The organism is Streptomyces sp. NPDC001902 (assembly GCF_042891295.1).
Lineage (GTDB): Bacteria > Actinomycetota > Actinomycetes > Streptomycetales > Streptomycetaceae > Actinacidiphila.
The window spans coordinates 172,658-187,726 of sequence record NZ_JBIATA010000008.1; the positions used below are offsets into that span (position 1 = coordinate 172,658).

15 protein-coding genes are annotated in these 15,069 nt (G+C 73.0%); 7 read left to right on the forward strand and 8 right to left on the reverse strand.

Annotated features, from left to right (window positions below; all coding sequences use genetic code 11):
* Nucleotides 1–60: 60 nt before the first annotated feature.
* Together ACFYYN_RS16100 and ACFYYN_RS16105 are read right to left on the reverse strand one after the other, a co-directional pair.
* On the reverse strand, nt 61–888 hold the full coding sequence (locus ACFYYN_RS16100) for an aldo/keto reductase (protein ID WP_500546299.1): 828 nt from the start codon (nt 886–888) through the stop codon (nt 61–63).
* A 170-nt stretch (nt 889–1,058) separates the two neighbouring features.
* Entirely contained in the window at nt 1,059–1,529 is a 471-nt protein-coding gene (locus ACFYYN_RS16105) for a MarR family winged helix-turn-helix transcriptional regulator (RefSeq protein WP_500363074.1), read from the reverse strand.
* Between the two features lie 160 nt (nt 1,530–1,689).
* Between ACFYYN_RS16105 and ACFYYN_RS16110 the strand changes: the two genes are divergently transcribed.
* The gene (locus tag ACFYYN_RS16110; RefSeq protein WP_499515882.1) at nt 1,690–2,904 is read left to right on the forward strand and encodes an MFS transporter; all 1,215 of its coding nucleotides are present in this window, start codon (nt 1,690–1,692) and stop codon (nt 2,902–2,904) included.
* Between the two features lie 68 nt (nt 2,905–2,972).
* Complete coding sequence (locus ACFYYN_RS16115) at nt 2,973–3,962, forward strand: LLM class oxidoreductase (protein WP_500546300.1); 990 nt, start codon at nt 2,973–2,975, stop codon at nt 3,960–3,962.
* A 59-nt stretch (nt 3,963–4,021) separates the two neighbouring features.
* Here ACFYYN_RS16115 and ACFYYN_RS16120 read toward each other — a convergent pair whose 3' ends face one another.
* From ACFYYN_RS16120 to ACFYYN_RS16140, 5 genes are all read right to left on the reverse strand, one after another.
* The gene (locus ACFYYN_RS16120; RefSeq protein WP_500546301.1) at nt 4,022–6,361 is read right to left on the reverse strand and encodes a glycoside hydrolase family 65 protein; all 2,340 of its coding nucleotides are present in this window, start codon (nt 6,359–6,361) and stop codon (nt 4,022–4,024) included.
* Nucleotides 6,358–7,101 (reverse strand): HAD family hydrolase, encoded by a 744-nt coding sequence (locus ACFYYN_RS16125; RefSeq protein ID WP_500324722.1) that lies wholly within the window; start codon nt 7,099–7,101, stop codon nt 6,358–6,360. The genes ACFYYN_RS16120 and ACFYYN_RS16125 overlap by 4 nt, the downstream gene beginning before the upstream one ends.
* Nucleotides 7,102–7,335: 234 nt before the next feature.
* Nucleotides 7,336–7,887 (reverse strand): YrhB domain-containing protein, encoded by a 552-nt coding sequence (locus ACFYYN_RS16130; RefSeq protein WP_500546302.1) that lies wholly within the window; start codon nt 7,885–7,887, stop codon nt 7,336–7,338.
* Between the two features lie 50 nt (nt 7,888–7,937).
* A complete protein-coding gene (locus ACFYYN_RS16135) occupies nt 7,938–8,465 on the reverse strand; it encodes an SRPBCC family protein (protein ID WP_500546303.1) in 528 nt (175 codons plus the stop codon).
* 139 nt (nt 8,466–8,604) lie between these two features.
* Nucleotides 8,605–9,246, reverse strand: a complete 642-nt coding sequence (locus ACFYYN_RS16140; protein WP_500324727.1) for a TetR/AcrR family transcriptional regulator — start codon at nt 9,244–9,246, stop codon at nt 8,605–8,607.
* Between the two features lie 135 nt (nt 9,247–9,381).
* Between ACFYYN_RS16140 and ACFYYN_RS16145 the strand changes: the two genes are divergently transcribed.
* On the forward strand, nt 9,382–10,119 hold the full coding sequence (locus ACFYYN_RS16145; protein WP_500546304.1) for an SDR family NAD(P)-dependent oxidoreductase: 738 nt from the start codon (nt 9,382–9,384) through the stop codon (nt 10,117–10,119).
* 51 nt (nt 10,120–10,170) lie between these two features.
* Here the strand turns inward: ACFYYN_RS16145 and ACFYYN_RS16150 are convergent, their stop codons facing one another.
* A complete protein-coding gene (locus ACFYYN_RS16150) occupies nt 10,171–10,863 on the reverse strand; it encodes a FadR/GntR family transcriptional regulator (protein WP_500546305.1) in 693 nt (230 codons plus the stop codon).
* Between the two features lie 194 nt (nt 10,864–11,057).
* On the opposite strand from ACFYYN_RS16150, the gene ACFYYN_RS16155 reads away from it, so the two are divergent.
* The 4 genes from ACFYYN_RS16155 to ACFYYN_RS16170 are packed head-to-tail and all read left to right on the forward strand — an operon-like array spanning nt 11,058 to nt 14,944.
* Nucleotides 11,058–11,639: a hypothetical protein gene (locus ACFYYN_RS16155; protein WP_500324732.1), complete on the forward strand. Its 582-nt coding sequence runs from the start codon at nt 11,058–11,060 to the stop codon at nt 11,637–11,639.
* Between the two features lie 3 nt (nt 11,640–11,642).
* Entirely contained in the window at nt 11,643–12,320 is a 678-nt protein-coding gene (locus ACFYYN_RS16160; protein ID WP_500546306.1) for a DUF5987 family protein, read from the forward strand.
* Nucleotides 12,317–13,966, forward strand: a complete 1,650-nt coding sequence (locus ACFYYN_RS16165) for an FAD-dependent oxidoreductase (RefSeq protein ID WP_500546307.1) — start codon at nt 12,317–12,319, stop codon at nt 13,964–13,966. The genes ACFYYN_RS16160 and ACFYYN_RS16165 overlap by 4 nt, the downstream gene beginning before the upstream one ends.
* A 33-nt stretch (nt 13,967–13,999) precedes the next feature.
* A complete protein-coding gene (locus ACFYYN_RS16170; RefSeq protein ID WP_500546308.1) occupies nt 14,000–14,944 on the forward strand; it encodes a MerR family transcriptional regulator in 945 nt (314 codons plus the stop codon).
* The last annotated feature ends 125 nt before the right edge of the window (nt 14,945–15,069 follow it).

Below are 15,069 nucleotides of genomic sequence, written 5' to 3' on the forward strand. Positions count from 1 at the left end.
ACGCGCCGTACGCTGCCGCCCGCCGGGCCGCGGGGTGCCCCGCGGCCCGTGGCCGGGCGATCAGTTGAAGGCGTCGGGGTCCGGGCCGATGCGGGTGCCGTTGTCGAGGGCGGTGATCGCCGCGACGTCGGCGTCGGAGAGCGCGAAGTCGAAGACGTCGAGGTTCTCGCGGATCCGCTCGGGGGTCACCGACTTGGGGATGACCACGTTGCCGAGCTGCAGGTGCCAGCGCAGGATCACCTGGGCCGGGGTCCTGCCCAGGCGGCCGGCGATGCCGGTGATGACCGGGTCCTTCAGGACGGCGCCCTGGGCGAGCGGGCTCCATGCCTCCGTGGCGATGCCGTGCCGGGCGTGGAAGGCACGCAGCTCGGCCTGCTGCAGTTGCGGGTGCAGCTCCACCTGGTTGACGGCGGGCACGACGTCGCCGTTGTCGATGAGCCGCTGCAGGTGCGCGGGCTGGAAGTTCGAGACGCCGATGGCGCGGGCCCGGCCCTCGGCGTGGATCCTCTCGAAGGCGCGCCAGGTGTCCAGGTAGGTGTCACGGGCCGGGGCCGGCCAGTGGATCAGGTAGAGGTCCACGTGGTCGAGGCCGAGCTTGGCGAGGGAGGCGTCGAAGGCGGCGAGGGTGCTGTCGTAGCCCTGGTCGCCGTTCCACAGCTTGGTGGTGACGAACAGTTCGTCACGGGCGATGCCCGAGGCGGCGAGGGCCTGGCCGACGCCGGCCTCGTTGCCGTAGATCGCCGCGGTGTCGATGCTGCGGTAGCCGCTCTCCAGGGCCGAGGTGACGGCGGCCGCGGTGTCGGCGTCGGGCACCTGGAAGACGCCGAAGCCGAGCTGCGGCATGGTGACGCCGTTGTTCAGCGTGATGTCCGGGGTGGGGGTGGTCATGGTGCAGATCCTTTCGCGTCGCGGCCGGCGATGGGTGCCGGTGCGAGTGCGGACGGGTGAACGTCCCGGGAGGGGGCGGGGGACGCGCCCTTCCCGTGCTCCACGACCAGGTTAGTTGCGCACGCGGTTAATTGCAAACGCGGAATAAGTTCGTGCGCGGAATGGCCGGGTCAGGAAGCCGGGACCTTCGCGCCCTGCAGGTCCTCCACCGCCTTGACCAGGGGGGCGAGCTCCGGGACGAGTGCCGCGTCGTCCATCGCGGCGCGCAGCGCCGCGTTGTTCGTCGGCCGGGCCTCCTCCAGCAGCTTCAGGCCGGCCTCCGTCACGTCCGTGTAGATGCCGCGCCGGTCGGTGGGGCAGAGGTAGCGGGCCAGCAGGCCGCGGTCCTCCAGCCGGGTGACCAGGCGGGTCGTCGCCGACTGGCTCAGCACGACGGCGTCGGCGACCTGGCGCATCTGCAGGTGGCCGCCCTCCCCGTCGTGCTGACGGCTGAGGACGTCGAGCAGGGAGTACTCGCGCACGCTGAGGTCGTGGTGAACCTGGAGCTGCTTCTCGATCCGCCCCTCGATCCGTCCGTGTAGGAGCGACAGGGCGTGCCACCCCTGGGCGAGGGCGGTCAGGGCCGGATCGGTGGCGGTCATCGAGGTCCCCTTTGTGCGGCGGCTGCGGGTGAAGGCTGTTCGTCGTCACTGGCCATGGTATGCCGCCGCCCGGAGATGTCCAGCGTTTGACGTTATAGCGCGTCTGCAATTATTGTTTTCGCTTGTTAGGTGCCACTGCAACATCTGGAAGGTCTCCGCCATGCCTCTCGCGCTCCTGGCCCTCGCCATCGGGGCTTTCGGGATCGGAACCACCGAATTCGTGATCATGGGCCTGCTGCCCGAGGTCGCCTCCGACTTCGGGGTCTCCGTCCCCACCGCCGGCCTGCTCGTGACCGGCTACGGACTCGGCGTCATGATCGGCGCGCCGATCATGACGTTGCTCGGCACCAAGGTGTCCCGCAAGAACATGCTCATGCTGCTCATGGGCCTGTTCGTGCTCGGCAACCTGGTCTCCGCCCTGGCACCCGCCTTCGGCGTGATGATGGCCGGGCGCATCCTCGCCTCCTTCACGCACGGTGCCTTCTTCGGCATCGGCTCGGTCGTCGCCGCCGACCTGGTGGCCCCGGAGAAGAAGGCGCGCGCGATCTCGATGATGTTCGCCGGCCTCACCGTGGCCAACGTGATCGGCGTGCCGCTGGGCACCTTCATCGGTCAGAACGCCGGCTGGCGCGTGACCTTCTTCGTCGTCGCGGGCCTCGGCGTCGTCGGCCTGGCCGGCGTCCTCAAGCTGGTGCCCGACATGCCGAAGCCGCAGGGCGTGCGCCTGCGGCACGAACTGGGCGCCTTCCGCAACGTCCAGGTCCTGCTGGCCATGGCGATGACCGTGCTCGGCTTCGGCGGCGTCTTCGCGGCCATCACCTACATCGCGCCCATGATGACCGAGGTCACCGGGTTCGCCGACTCCTCCATCACCTGGCTGCTGGTCCTGTTCGGCGCGGGCATGGTCGTCGGCAACCTGGTAGGCGGCAAGTACGCCGACCGCGCCCTGATGCCGATGCTGTACACGGCGCTGGGCTCCCTGGCCGCCGTGCTGGCGCTGTTCACCCTCACCGCCCACAACGAGGTCACGGCCGGCGTGACGATCCTCCTCATCGGCGCCCTGGGCTTCGCGACGGTGCCGCCGCTGCAGAAGCGGGTCCTGGACCAGGCGTCCGGCGCCCCCACCCTGGCCTCGGCCGTCAACATCGGCGCCTTCAACCTCGGCAACGCGCTGTCCGCCTGGCTCGGCGGGGTCGTCATCGCCGCGGGCTTCGGCTACACCGCGCCGAACCTCGTCGGGGCCGTCCTCACCGCCTCCGCCCTCGTGCTCGCGGTTGTCTCCGCGGCACTGGAGAAGGGCCGTGGCGGCCGGACCAGCCGGGTCGTCACCGGGGCCGCGCCCGCCGAGCAGCCGGCCCTCACCTCCCGGCACTGACCGCGGGGGCCGGGACCACGGGCACCGCCGGTCCCGGCCCCGACACCGCACCGACGAAGGCCCGCACCATGACCAGCACCGCCCTCACCCGCCTCACCGGCCCGCACCAGCGGCTCACCCTCGGACTCGAACTCCCCCTGGACAACGACTGGGGAGCCGGCCGCCGTGCCGCCGACCAGCAGGCCGGCCGCCCCTTCGGGGTGCCGGACCTGAGCGGTCACGCCGACCTCGCCCGGCTCGCCGACCGCCTCGGCTTCAGCGCCCTGTGGCTGCGCGACGTACCGGTGTACGACCCGCTCGCCTTCGGCGACGCCGGATCCGTCTTCGACGTCTTCGCGTACCTCGGGCACCTCGCCGCGCTGACCGAACACGTCGTGCTCGGCACCTCCGCCGTCGTCCTGCCGCTGCGCAGCCCGCTGCACGTGGCCAAGGCCGCGGCCACCGTCGACGTGCTCTCCGCAGGACGCCTCGTCCTGGGCCTGGCCAGCGGGGACCGCCCGGTGGAGTACCCGCTCTTCGGTGCCGACTTCGACGGCCGCGGACAGGCCTTCCGCGACGGCGTGCGGACCCTGCGCGCCGCCTGGGAGACCCCCGCTCCCGGGCTCGGGCTGACCCTGCCCGGCACCGGGCTCCGGGCCGAGCGGCGGATCGACGTCCTGCCGAAGCCCGTGGGCGGGGACATCCCGATCGCGGTGGCGGGCAGCGCCCGTCAGACCCCGGAGTGGATCGCCGGGCACGCCGACGCGGGCCTGAACTACCCCCGGCCCCTCGACGCCCTGCGCGACGACGTCCAGCGGTGGCGGGAGCTCACCGGCGGGAGGTCCAAGCCCTACCTCACGCCCATGCTGCTCGACCTGGTCGCGGACCCCGCGGCCCGGCCGGAGCCGATCCGCCTCGGCCTGCGCACCGGGCGCACCGCCCTCGTCGAACACCTGGGCGCGATGGCGGACCTGGGCGTCGCCCACGTCTCCCTCAACCTCCGTCCGGGGGACCGTCCGGTCGCGGAGGTACTGCACGAACTCGCCGAGGAGGTCCTGCCCCACTTCCCCGGGCGCTGACCCGGCGCCGGGCCCCCTCGGGGGACCGGCGCCGCGCACCCGCCGCGCACGCGGGGAGGTCAGCGGTGCCGGGGACTGCGGCCCGGCGGCTGCTCCGGCGCCTGACGCGTGCGCAGGGTCGGCACCTTGCGCGTCTGCGAGCGGTCGACGGTGAGCGTGAACCCGTCGTCGTAGTGGTAGAGCTCCAGCGGCTCCCCGTCCAGCAGGGTGTACGTCGCCGCCGCGCCGGTGATCTCCACCCTCAGCCGCCGCCCCCGCACCTGCAGGGTGAAGGCGAGCCGCCGCAACTTCTCCGGCAGCCGCGGTGCGAAGGCGGCGCGGCCGTCCCGGTACCGCATCCCGCCGAAGCCGCCGACCAGCGCGGCCCAGGTGCCGGCGAGGGAGGCGATGTGCAGGCCGTCGCGGGTGTTGTTCTCCAGGTCGTGCAGGTCCATCAGCGCCGCCTCGCCCAGGTAGTCGTAGGCGAGGCGCAGATGACCGACCTCGGCGGCCATGATCGCCTGGGTCGACGCCGAAAGGGACGAGTCCCGCACCGTCATCGGCTCGTAGTAGGCGAAGTTCCGTGCCTTCTGCTCGTCGTCGAAGGCCTCCGGTTGCTTGACCATGGCCAGTACCAGGTCCGCCTGCTTGACCACCTGCCTGCGGTACAGGTCGAAGTAGGGGAAGTGCAGCATCAGCGGGTACTGGTCGGGCTGCGTGGTGGAGAAGTCCCACATCTGGTGCCGGGTGAAGCCCGCCGACTGCTCGTGGACGCCGAGCGCGCTGTCGTAGGGGACGGTCATGGCCGCGGCCGCGTCCCGCCAGGCGGCCGTCTCCTCGTCGTCGACGCCGAGGGCCGCGCCCTCCTTGGTGTGGCGTTCGACGACGTCGGCGGCGGCGCGCAGGTTCGCCTGGGCCATCAGGTTGGTGTAGACGTTGTCGTCCGCGATGGCGCTGTACTCGTCGGGCCCGGTGACCCCGTCGATGTGGAAGTTCCCGTGGGGGTCGTGGTGACCGAGGGAGTGCCACATGCGCGCGGTCTCCACCAGGAGCTCCACACCCGTTTCGCGCTCGAAGTCCTCGTCGCCGGTGAGGGAGACGTAGCGGACGACGGCGTCGGCGATGTCCGCGTTGATGTGGAACGCGGCCGTTCCCGCCGGCCAGTAGCCCGAGCCCTCCGAGCCGTCGATCGTGCGCCACGGGAAGGCGGCGCCCTCGAGGCCGAGCTGGTGGGCGCGCTCCCGGGCGGCGGGCAGGGTGGCACGGCGCCAGCGCAGGGCCTCCGCGACGGACTCCGGCGAGGTCAGGGTGAGCAGCGGAAGGACGAAGGTCTCCGTGTCCCAGAAGGAGTGCCCGTCGTAGCCCGAGCCCGTCAGGCCCTTCGACGGGATCGCCCGCTGCTCGGCGCGCGCACCCGCCTGCAGGACGTGGAACATGGCGAAACGGACCGCCTGCTGGATCTCGGCGTCGCCGTCGATCTCCACGTCCGCCCGCGCCCAGAACGCGTCGAGGTAGTCGCGCTGCTCGTCGCACAGCCCCTGCCAGCCCGTGCTGCGGGCGCCCGCGAGCGCCGCCTCCACCTGGTCGCGCACGGCGGGCAGCGAGCGGACCTGGGACCAGCCGTAGGAGACCATCTTCTCCAGGCGCAGCTTCTCCCCGGCCGCCAGGGACGAGGTGACGGTGAGCCGGCTGGTGTCGTCGTTGCTCTCGCTGAAGCTCCGGGTGGACGGCGGCCCCTCCACGGCGTGATCGGCCGCCACCGCGACCCGCAGTCCGGTGACCGAGGTCGAGTGCACCAGGCGCAGACGGTTGTCCAGGGCCAGGTTCTCCTCCGGTTGCAAGGGGGAGTCCAGCACGGCCGAGACCCGGGGGTCGCCCGAGGTCGTCGGCAGCTGCTCGTTGGCCACCAGCTCGGACTGGACGACCAGGCGCACGTCGTCCACGGCCTCGACCTCGTACACCACCGCGGCGATGGACCGCTGGGTGAGCGAGATCAGGCGGGTCGAGGTCACCCGGATGGTGCAGCCGGCGGGGGAGGTCCATTCGCAGGTGCGGCGCAGGTGCCCCGCGCGCAGGTCGAGGACCCGTTCGTGCGAGACGAGCCGCCCGTAGCGCACGTCGAACGGCTCGTCGTTGACGAGCAGCCGGATGATCTTGCCGTTGGTGACGTTGATGACGGTCTGGCCGGCCTCCGGGTAGCCGTAACCCGCCTCCGCGTAGGGCAGCGGGTGCCGTTCGTGGACACCGTTCAGATAGGAGCCGGGCAGTCCGTGCGGCTCGCCCTCGTCGAGGTTGCCGCGCCAGCCGACGTGGCCGTTGGAGAGGGCGAACACGGACTCGCTCTGGGCGAGCACGTCGAGGTCCAGCTCGGTCTCACGCAGGCACCACGGCTCGACCACGTAGGAGGAGTGGCTGATCACGCGTCCGCCTCCAGCAGCTCGGCGAGGTCCCGTACGACGATGTCGGCGCCGTGCGCGCGCAGGGCGTCGGCCTGGCCCACCCGGTCCACCCCCACGACGTACCCGAAGTGGCCGGAGCGGCCGGCGTCCATGCCGGCCAGCGCGTCCTCGAAGACCACCGCCGCCTTCGCCTCCACCCCGAACTCGCGCGCCGCCTCAAGGAAGGTGTCGGGGTGCGGTTTCCCGGGGAGCTTGCGCTCGGCGGCCACCACACCGTCGATGCGCACGTCGAAGAGGTCCTCGATGCCGACCGCGACCAGCACGTCGCGGCAGTTGGCGCTGGAGGACACCACGGCCGTCCGCAGGCCGGCGGCCCGTACGGCCTTCACGTAGCGGACCGAGCCCGGGTAGGCCTCGACGCCCTCGCTGCGGATCTTCTCCAGCAGGATCACGTTCTTGCGGTTGCCCACCCCGTGCACCGTGTCGCGCTCGGGCGGGTCGTCCGCGGAGCCCTCGGGCAGTTCGATGCCGCGCGAGGCCAGGAAGGCCCGCACGCCGTCCGCGCGTGGGCGGCCGTCGACGTACTCGTCGTAGTCGGTCACCTTGTCGAAGGGGCGGAAGTCCGCACCCTCCCGGTGCCGCAGGAAGTCGTCGAACACCTCCTTCCAGGCGGCGGCGTGCACGACCGCGGTCTTGGTCAGCACTCCGTCGAGATCGAACAGGCAGGCCCGGATGCCCTCCGGGAGACCGGTCTTCGTCATGCAACGCGCTTCCCCGCAGCGGGCCCCGGGCATGCCTTCCGCGGCCGCGGACCACCGGGACGCGGGAACAATCCGGGCCGGGGCACGGTTCCACCTGATGCGGGTGCCGTGAGTGGGCCAGTGACCCCGGGCCTCATCCCTTCGCCCGTGGGGACGATCGTTCGGCTGAAGCCCCACGGAGCCCCTCGCCGGGGGCGACCGCCACCGCGGCCCCGCAACGCAGACCGGCGCCGGTCAGGTTCCCCCGTCCTGACCGGCGTCTTCGCGTCTCTGGGGGACGGGCTTGATGACGGGCTCCCGGTACGGCACCAGGGCCTGGCTGACGACGGCGAGCGGACGCCGGGGCGCGGGGCGGGCGGCCTGAACGGCCGTCACGTAGGCCAAGGCGTCGGCGGGGGTGAGCGCCGGTATCCGTTCCCGCAGCTCGACCATGGCGAACACGCGGCCGCGGGCGGACACCGACGTGCGTATCCGGTCGTCCAGATCGTCCACCGCGGTCCGCACCGGCAGTCGGCGGACACGCGCCCGGTACTCGTCCTCCCATCCGCCCATGAGGTAGTCCACAGGTCCGATCGCGTGCATGCGGCCGTCGGCACGGTCCACCAGGTACGGTCCGTTGCCGGCCAGGAGATGCTCCGCGTCGCCGGTCCTGACGTACTCCGCGGACTGGTAGACGACGACCCACACCAGTTCGTGCTCCTCGGCCTCCACCACCGCCATGCGCCCCGGGAAGCACCGGTCCAGGTGCTCCTGAACCCTCCGGACCGCGTCCTCGCGCTCGATCATGCGGGGAGCATCCCGCAACCGGCGCGGACCGGACCAGTGGTCCCTTGGTCCTAGGTCCCCGGCCGGCACGAGGCCCTGCTCTCCTCCGCGCTGTCCTCCGTGGCGGCCTTCAGCATGCGGAGTATCTCCTCGTGGCCCCTGCGGAGCCGTGTGCTGTCGTAGAACAGCGTGAGGAGCGGCCCGGAGAGCGACTCCTCGATCGTGACGACCGTCCGGCCGTCGTCCGTGGGTGCCATCCGCATCCGGTCGACCGCCTTCATCCAGCCCATCGCCAGCCCGGTCCACGACAGCTCCCGCTCGGGCGCCACCACGGCGAAGGAGGACGTGATGCGCGTCCCCCGCAGCTTCCAGCGGAAGCGTGCGTCCGGTTCCACGGCCCCGAGCTCGACGACGCGGGCGTCGGAGCGCCAGGTGTCCCAGGCGCGCAGGTCGCTGACGAGCCGCCACACCGTGGCGACCGGTGCGTCAACGGTGACCGAACTGGTCGACCTGACCGGGGCGCGCTCGTCCAGCCGGCCCTTCTTCGCGTACTCCTCGTGCAGTTCCCCGAGCGGCGGGCCCGCGTAGAACAGCTTCATCCCCATCCCCCGTCGAGAGCAGTGCTTATAAATGAGAGCAATGCTCTCCCATGGGCATGGATGCGGTCAAGACCCGCCGGCGGCATGCGCCGGCGGGCCCGATGTTCCGCTGGTCGGGGGAGGGGTGGGTGCGTGTGCCCTACGGCGACGTCGCGGGGTCGGCGATCTCCAGGCGCGCGGGTGGCGGTTCCGGCAAGGGCCCGGAGTCGGCGGCGCGCAGCCCGTCGAAGGCCAGCGCGAGGTAGCGGCGCCACGCCTGCGGCTGGATGGGGAGCAGCGGTGCCGCCGTCTGGTGGATCCCGCCGAGCAGCAGGACGACGTCGGTCCCCGTGATGTCGCCGCGCACGGCGCCTTGCTCGCGCGCCCGGGCCGTGAGCGCCTCGGCGGCGTCGCAGAGCAGGGCGATGCGGTCGCGGACCTCGGCGTGCTGCAGTGACGGGCGGCCGATCACCTCGCAGAACGCGCGGTCGGTGGCGAGCGCCTCGACGCCGTCGGTCATGAACTCGCGCAGCGCCGCCCCCGAGTCGTCGGCCTCCAGGAGGCGGCCGGCCGAGCCGACGAGCTGGTCGAGCAACTGGAGCATGATCGCCGCGAGGAGGTCCTCCTTCGAGGCGAAGTGCCGGAAGACGGTGCCCTTGGCGAGGCCGGCCCGCTGGGCGATCTCACCGATCGGCACGTCGACCCCGCGCTCGGCGAACGCCGCCGTCGCCGCCTCGAGCAGCAGGCGTCGGTTGCGGACCATGTCCGCCCGCTGGCCCGGAGTGGCTGTCGTCCCGCTCATCCGCGCCTCCTCCCAGGTGTGGAGCCTATCACCAACGTGACCGGAGGGTCAGGTTAGCTGTTACGCTCAACATGACCCGGCGGTCACCTTCTGCCCGGGTCGCGAACCACGAACACGAACCCCTGGGAGAACAACGTGAGCGGCACCCTGGAAGGCAAGGTCGTCCTCGTCACCGGCGCGTCCTCGGGCATCGGCCGGGCCACGGCCATCGCCCTGTCGAAGGCCGGCGCCCTGGTCGCGGTCGGGGCCCGGCGGGCCGACCGGCTGAAGGACCTCGTGCAGGACGCCCCCGGCGAGATGCTCGCCATCGATCTGGACGTCACCGACCACGCATCGGTGCGCGACGCGGTCGCGGCGACCGTCGAGCGCTTCGGAGGTCTCGACATCCTGGTCAACAACGCGGGCGTCATGCTCAGCGGCCCGATCCTCGGCGCGGACACCACCGAGTGGACGCGCATGGTCGAGACCAACCTGCTGGGCTCGATGTACGCGGTCCACGCCGCCCTGCCCCACCTGCTGGAGCGCAAGGGGGCCGTGGTCCAGGTCTCCTCGACCTCGGGGCGCACGGCGACGGCCGCGAGCGGCGTGTACTCGGCCACCAAGTTCGGCGTCACCGCCTTCGCGGAGTCGCTCCGTCAGGAGGTCACCGAACAGGGCGTCCGGGTCGTCCTGGTCGAACCCGGCTTCGTCTCGACCGAGCTGACCAGCCACATCACCGACCCGGCGATCCAGGCCATGGCCAAGAGCATGGCCGAGTCCATGCGGACCCTGCAGCCCGAGGACATCGCCGCCGCCGTCCTGTACGCGGTCACCCAGCCCGACCACGTCGCGGTGAACGAGATCCTGATCCGGCCCACCGACCAGGCCCGCTGACGAGGCCGGCCGCCGCGGACCGGGGAACCCTTCCGCGGCGGTTCGCCCGGCTCAGGACGGCTCCAGCGACTCCAGCATGATGCGCTGCGTCTCGGCGAGGTACGCCTGGGCCGCCGCGCGGGCCGTGGTCGCGGCACCGTCGATGACGGCGGTGACGAGGGGTTCCAGGCGGGCGGCCGCCTCCGCCGGGTCGCGGAAGGGGGCGACGAGGCGGGCGCGCAACGGCAGGTAGGCGGCGAAGAGGGTGTTGGTGAGGAGCACGTAGACGCGGTTGCCGGTGGCCTGGGCGAGGGCGCGGTGGACCTCGGCGTCGGCCAGTTGGACGGCGTCGGGGTCGGCGGCGGTGCCGACGGCGTCCAGGAGGGTGCGTAGCCGGGCGCGTTGCGGGGGAGTGGCCTTGACGGCGGCGCGTTCGGCGATCAACGTGCCGACACCGGCACGGACTTCGAAGATGTCGGCCAGCCATCCGGGGTTGTGCCGTACGAGCATGGGCAACAGGTCCGCACCGCCGAGGCGCAGGTAGTCGCGGACCCGGGTGCCGACGCCGTGGCGGGTCTCCAGGAGACCGGCTTGGGTGAGCCGGCCGAAGGCGTGCTTCACCGTGGTGCGGGTGACGCCGTAGCCCTCGGCGAGGCGTTGTTCCGGGGGCAGCAGGGTGCCGGCGGGGTGGGTGCCGCCCAGGATGTCCTCCTGCAGGCGGCGTTCCAGCACGTCGACGATGGTCTCGCGGGGCAGTGGCTCCACCGTGGTCGTCCTCTCGAAGCGGTCCGGTCCAAGCCCACCGAGCAACGGGGACCGCGTCAACACACTCAGGCAGTGGATGAGCCACTCATTCAATGAGTCTGTGTGCAACCTCTTGCCCTGACGTCGCGTCAGCGGCATCCTGCGTGGTGCCCAGGCCCCGTACGCCCCGTCCCCACGACCGCCGGAGTCTGCCCATGCCCCGTTTCCGCCGTTCCTCACGCCTGCTGACCCTGGCCGCGGCCGCCCTGTTCGCGGTGACCGCCACCGCCCCCGCCTCGGCCAACGCTCCCGACCCGTACTCCGAGCCGCCGTTCGCCGCCGCCTGCGACTGGCACGCGTACGGGGAGGGCGAGACCCCCGACCCGTGGCTCTGGCTGTCCGACCCGGTGTGCGTGGAGTACTCCAAGCGCGACATCACCCTCGACAACGGCGGCGCCGTCCGCTTCCTGCTCGCCGAACCCGCCCGCTTCGCGCTCGCCCTGCCCGTGTGCCGCTACTACCAGCGCGACCACTGGAGCGTGCAGTCCACCACCGGCGCGGTCCCGTACGTCTCCTGGGACGGCCGCTACTGGTTCGACAAGCGCAACCGGCGTGCGGCGATGCTCCTGACGAACTTCCGGCTCAACGGGGTCACCGTGGGCATCGGCGACCTGGTGGCCGCGCTGCGTCCGCAACTGCCCGAGGTCGCGGACGTCCTGGACGCGTACGGGGACGAGGCCGGCGAGAGCGGGCTCTCCGTCACGCTGCCCTTCAGCCTTCTGTGCGCGGGGTGGTAGCCGGTGGAGCCGCTCCCCGGCATCGACCGGCGCGCCGTGCTGCGCGGTCTGGCCGCCGCCGTCGCCGCCCTGCCCGCACTGGGCACGGCGGCGGCTCCCGCCGCGGCCGCTCCCGCCGCGGCCGCCGCGCTCGGCTCCTGGCAGCCGGTCTCCACCCTGGAAGCCTTCGCCGACACCCTCGTGCCGGGGGAACGACGTTCCCCCTCCGACCGCGCCATCGCCGGTGCCGCCTCCGGCCCGGGCGCCGTACAGGCCGGCGTCATCACCCTGCTCACCTCGCCCGACCTCCCGCTGAACGCGCTCCTGCCGGGCATCGCGGCGCTGCTGGACGCCCGCGCCACCGCCTACGCGATCAGCCGGCTCATCCTGCTCCCGCTCGACCGCCCGCCTTTCGTCGGCCTCTCCTTCGACCACCGCACCACCCTGGTCGCCGGGCTCTTCCGGGCCGACGACCTCGACCGCCCGATCTGGCAACTGCTCGCCTTCCTCGTCGGTCTGGCCTTCGACACCGCCGCCCACCGCCACACCGCGCAGGCCCTCGCCGAAGGCCACCCCGGTCTGGTCTGGACCGGCTTCCCGCCGCCCGACGCCGACGGCCTGTGGCGCTACCCGTCCCACTCCTACGGCACGGCCCTCGCCGAGCCGCACCCCGCCACCACCCCCTCCGGGAGCCCCGCATGAGCCCCCAGACCACCGATGTCCTCGTCATCGGCAGCGGCTTCGGCGGTGCGATACCCGCCTACCACCTCGCCGCCGCGGGAGCTCGGGTCACCGTCCTCGAACGCGGACCGCGCCTGGCCACCGAGGACTTCACCCACGACCTCGACCTGGGCGCGTACCCCCGCATCGTCGACGTGATCAAGGGAGACGGCATCTCGGTCGTCGCGGGCAACTGCGTGGGCGGCGGCAGCGTCGTCTACTTCGCCGCGTCGCTGCGCGCGCCGTCCTTCGTCTTCGACCGGCGCGACGCCTCGGGACGGCGGCTGTGGCCCGCCTCCCTCACCCGCGCCGCCCTCGACCCCTGGTACGAGCAGGTCGAGCAGGCCCTGCCCGTGACGAAGCTCGACTGGCCCGACGTCTCGTACGCGGGCGGCGTGCTGGCCGCCGCCTGCGACCGCGCCGGGCACACCTGCAACCCGGTGCCCGTCGCCGTCGACCGGGCCCGCTGCACCGACTGCAACTGGATGCTCTCGGGCTGCCGATTCGGCGCCAAGCGCTCCATGCTCCTCAACTACCTGCCCGCCGCGGAGGCCCACGGGGCCGAGATCCGCCCCCTGCACGAGGTGCAGCTGATCCGCCCGTCCACGGTGCCCGGATACCGCTACGCCGTCGACTACACCACCGTGGACCCGGCGGACTACACCTGCCCCACGGGCGCGGGCACCGTCCACACCAAGGTCCTGGTGCTGGCCGCGGGCGCGGTCGGCACACCGGTCCTGCTGCAGCGTTCGGCGCTCGCCCTGGGGGGAGTCCCGCCGGCCGTCGGCGGCTACTTCTCCGGCAACGGCGACCGGGTCAGCGTCGCGGAGATGGACGAGGGCAAGGTCCGCTCCCTGCTCGGGCTGGCGCGCAGCGCGACGGTCGCGTACGAGGCGCTGCACATCGGGATGCCGATCACCGCGGCGTCCTTCGACCGACTCGACGCCCGGGCGCCGGAGTTCTCCCGCTTCACCCTCCAGCAGATCTACTTCCCGACCGTCACCAACTCCCTCGCCCAGACCGCCGGGGGGCGCTGGTCGGGCGTCGCCAAGAAGCAGATGCGGGCCCGCTGGCGCTCCTGGCTCACCGTGCTCGCCATGACCGAGGACGAGGCCGAGGGCAGCTTCGGCGTGCCGCCCCTCACCGGCAGTTTCACCCGCCTGGCCAACGGGCTGGGCCTGGGCACCATGCGGTTCGCACCGACGGCCGGCACGCGGCGCGGCTGGTCCGAGGCCGACACCCACGCACGGGCGGTACTGGAACGGGACGGCCTCGCCACCGTCCGCCCGTGGAACGAGGACGTGGCGGGCACGGTGACCGCCCATCCCCTCGCCTCCTGCCGGCTCGGCGACTCCGCCGCGATCTCCGCGCTGACCGAGCTCAACGAGCTGCGCACCCACCCCGGCCTCTTCGTGACGGACGGTGCGGCCGTCCCCACCTCCCTCACCGTCAATCCCTCCCTGACCATCGCGGCCCTCGCGGAGCGTGCCTGCCCCGCCATCGCCGCCCGCTGCGCCCAGTACGGCGTCGCCGTGCGCTACGCACCGAGCGATCCGCTCACCGGCGCGACCCGCGGGGGCGACATCGCGGCGGCGGCCCGTGCCGTCGCGGCCCGCGCGGGGGCTTGAGTCTCCCCCGGGGGGAGACGGAAGAGTGGAGGTGTGAACGGCGACGCGCGCTACTCGATCGGCGACCTGGCCCGGCGCACCGGGCTGACGGTCAAGACCATCCGCTCCTACTCCGACCGGGGGATCGTGACGCCGGCCGGCCGTAGTCCGGCCGGCTACCGCCGCTACGGCGACGAGGCCCCGGCCCGGCTGGAACTCGTGCGGACCCTGCGCGAGCTGGGACTCGACCTGGCCACGATCCGGCGGGTCGTGGACCGGGAGCTGTCCCTGCCCGAGGTCGCGGCGGCCCATGCCGCGGCCCTGGAGGCGCAGATCCGCACGTTGCGGTTGCGGCGCGCGGTGCTGACGGCCGTGGCCCGGCGCGGGTCCACCCCGGAGGAGACGGAGCTCATGCACGAACTGGCCGGGCTGTCCGCGGCGGAACGCGGACGGCTCATCGACGACTTCCTCGACGCCGTCCTCGGCGGATCCGGTGACCTCGCGGACGCCCCCGCGCTCGCGGGCCTGCGCCGCTCCCTCACCCCGGCGCTGCCCGAGGACCCCGAGCCGGAGCAGGTCCAGGCGTGGGTGGAGCTCGCCGAACTGTCACAGGACCCCGGCTTCCGGGCCACGATGCGCCGGATGGCCGGGGAGCACGCGGCCGACCGTGCCCGGGCCGGGACCACGTCGCCGCGCCGCGACGTCGTCGCGTCGGTCGGCGAGCGGGTCGGCCCCGCCGTGGCCGCCGGCGTCGACCCCGCCTCCGACCGGGCGCGTACGGTCGTCGCGGCCGTCGCCGCGGAGTACGCGGACCTCCTCGGCGCCGCGGACGGCGCCGAGCTCCGGCGACGGCTGCTGACCCGTCTGCGGACCGCGTCCGACCCGCGCCGGGAGCGGTACGCCCGGCTGCTCGCGGTGGTCAACGGCTGGCCCGTCCTGGAGAGCCGCGAGCCCGCCCTCGACTGGGCCGTCCGCGCCCTGGAGGCCGCCGCCGCGTGACCGGACGGCTCGCCGGGCCCTCACGCCGGTGCGCCGGACCCAGGTCCCGTCAGGTAGCGGGGGTGGATCACCGGCAGTAACTTGGGCGGCGGGTTCGCCCCGCACCGCCGGCCGTGCCGCGAGGC

Bases quoted from the DNA above. Each gene is read 5' to 3' on its own strand.
- ACFYYN_RS16165 (WP_500546307.1), top strand. From the start codon at position 12,317: ATGAGCCCCCAGACCACCGATGTCCTCGTCATCGGCAGCGGCTTCGGC.
- ACFYYN_RS16115 (WP_500546300.1), top strand. From the start codon at position 2,973: ATGACCAGCACCGCCCTCACCCGCCTCACCGGCCCGCACCAGCGGCTC.
- ACFYYN_RS16155 (WP_500324732.1), top strand. From the start codon at position 11,058: ATGCCCCGTTTCCGCCGTTCCTCACGCCTGCTGACCCTGGCCGCGGCC.
- ACFYYN_RS16135 (WP_500546303.1), bottom strand. From the start codon at position 8,465: ATGAAGCTGTTCTACGCGGGCCCGCCGCTCGGGGAACTGCACGAGGAG.
- ACFYYN_RS16130 (WP_500546302.1), bottom strand. From the start codon at position 7,887: ATGATCGAGCGCGAGGACGCGGTCCGGAGGGTTCAGGAGCACCTGGAC.
- ACFYYN_RS16140 (WP_500324727.1), bottom strand. From the start codon at position 9,246: ATGAGCGGGACGACAGCCACTCCGGGCCAGCGGGCGGACATGGTCCGC.
- ACFYYN_RS16100 (WP_500546299.1), bottom strand. From the start codon at position 888: ATGACCACCCCCACCCCGGACATCACGCTGAACAACGGCGTCACCATG.
- ACFYYN_RS16110 (WP_499515882.1), top strand. From the start codon at position 1,690: ATGCCTCTCGCGCTCCTGGCCCTCGCCATCGGGGCTTTCGGGATCGGA.
- ACFYYN_RS16105 (WP_500363074.1), bottom strand. From the start codon at position 1,529: ATGACCGCCACCGATCCGGCCCTGACCGCCCTCGCCCAGGGGTGGCAC.
- ACFYYN_RS16125 (WP_500324722.1), bottom strand. From the start codon at position 7,101: ATGACGAAGACCGGTCTCCCGGAGGGCATCCGGGCCTGCCTGTTCGAT.